The 2,059-nt window shown below is 52.3% G+C and carries 2 protein-coding genes; one reads left to right on the top strand and one right to left on the bottom strand.

The window, feature by feature from the left end; genetic code table 11:
* The first annotated feature begins 110 nt into the window (after positions 1-110).
* Positions 111-992 carry a phosphate/phosphite/phosphonate ABC transporter substrate-binding protein gene (locus B7L71_RS05350; RefSeq protein WP_016914157.1) on the top strand — a complete coding sequence of 294 codons (882 nt, stop codon included), beginning with the start codon at positions 111-113 and terminating at the stop codon, positions 990-992.
* 47 nt (positions 993-1,039) lie between these two features.
* Here the strand turns inward: B7L71_RS05350 and B7L71_RS05345 are convergent.
* Positions 1,040-2,059, bottom strand: a 1,020-nt coding sequence (locus B7L71_RS05345; protein WP_139790049.1) for an acetyl-CoA hydrolase/transferase family protein, incomplete at its 5' end; no start/stop codon positions are given.

Here is a 2,059-nt window from a genome sequence, read left to right as displayed (position 1 = left end):
AATAACTCCGCCGGCTGTGACATTGCACAGGGCTATCACCTGGGGCGCCCCATGCCAGCGGAGAAGATTCCTGAGTTCCTGAGAACCTTCGCAGAAGAGGAAGCCAGAGCATGAGGTTGCTGACGTTAATTCTCGCGTTCGCATCGCTCGCCTTTGCATCGTTTTATAGTTGGGGAGCCGTCCGAGAGGTCAAAAACTGCAACATGAACAGATTGACCTTCACGATGATCCCAAAAAAAGATATCGACCAGCAGGCCTCTGAATATCAGCCGTTGATTACGCTGCTAGAGCAGGGGCTTGGGATGCCGGTAGAACTGGTTAGAGCCACCTCTTACGAGAGCGTGATGGACGGTGTACTCTCGGGCGGTGTCGACCTGGCCGTTATGGGGCCGGCATCCTATGTTATCGCCCATCGAACAGACCCGGGTCTGGATGCCTTCGCTTCTCTAACCACCGAGGCCGGGCTCTTTACACCCGAGGGGAGTTTCTATTATTCGTTACTGGTAGTTCCAACGGCAGCGGGGATAAACAGCATTGAGGACCTGAGAAATACCAGGATACTGCTGACAGATTCTTCCAGTACATCAGGGGCTCTCATTCCCAAAAACGAGTTTGCAACCACGATCGGCGAGCCATTCTCCGATTTCTTTGGAGCTAACATATACGCGGGTAGCCATGACAAGGCATTGATGGCGTTGCTGGACAACAAGGCGGAGGCTGCCTTTGTCTCCAGCTCAAGAGCAGATGAAGCGCTCAGGCGCGGCATGATTGCAGAGGACACCCTAACGGTTCTCTGGCGTTCGGTACCGTTACACTATGACCCTTTTGTATTCCGCAGTGGAATTTGCGAGGACGTTCGGAGCCGGGTCATTAATCTACTGACAACCCCTTCGCCAATGCTCTCGGAATACCTGAATACTCAGCGAGCGGTGGGAATAAACCTCGTGACCTATGATGATTACCGGGCGATTGAGGCTGTTCTAAACAACTAGGTTGGCATTATCCAGCGCTCTGATTTCAGTGATCCGATCTATAGTGCCTATATCCATCCAAGTGACGTTGCCTCTCGCTCAAGATGATCTTGAAATTCAGGAGATGCAATTTGGATGAGGGCTCTGGCTCTTTGAGGGATAGAGAGGCCTTTAAGGTTTACGCAGCCATACTCAGTCACTACGAATTGCACATCATTCCGGGGGTCTGTGACGGCACCGCCGAGTAGACGCGGGACGATACGGCTTACAGAGCCCGATTGAGCGGTTGACCTTAATGCAATGAAGGAGCGCCCGTTTCTTGCGGCGTAAGCACCACGAACAAAATCGAGTTGGCCACCGGTGCCTGAAAAGGGGCGATCGCCAATTTGTTCAGAATTGATCTGGCCAGTCAGATCTATTTCGAGTGCTGAATTTACAGACACCATGTTGTCGTTTAGCCGAATGATGTCGGGGTTGTTTACCCAGGAAGCGGGGTATCCAACGATAGCAGGGTTATCGTCAAGGAACTCGTAGAGCGCACGGTCTCCGAGAGCGAAGGTGAAAATGTGCTTGTGTTGCATCCATGTCTTGCGTCGACCATTCAAGATCCCGGCCTGAATCAGGGGAACCATTGCCGGGGAGAACAGTTCGCTGTGTAGCCCCAGATCTTTGTGCTGCTTCAACCCCGAGAGCACGGCATTTGGTACTCCGCCCACTCCGATCTGTAAGGTGTCCCCATCTTCAATCCGTTCGATGATCTGTTGCGCAATCTTTCTATCGACCTCTGTGGGCGCCTTGGGGATTGCCTCTACCAGCGGTTGATCGTGCTCAACGATGTGGTCTATTTCTGAAATATGGACGGAACATTCACCAAAGGTTCGAGGCATATACCGGTTGACCTCGACAATGACTTTCCTTGCTTTTCGGATCACCGACGCTCCGTAATCAGCGTTGGTGCCGAGGCTGAAATATCCATGGCGATCCATCGGCGATACGGTCACAAAAAAACATTCCGGATCTATGTGCTCTGTCAGCAGGCGGCCGGCCTGGTGGAGCATTGCGGGTACGAATTCAATCCAATTTGTAGA

Source organism: Halomonas sp. BC2 (assembly GCF_002078115.1).
Taxonomy (GTDB): domain Bacteria; phylum Pseudomonadota; class Gammaproteobacteria; order Pseudomonadales; family Halomonadaceae; genus Vreelandella; species Vreelandella stevensii.
This window is presented reverse-complemented; position numbering and strand designations above follow the sequence as displayed.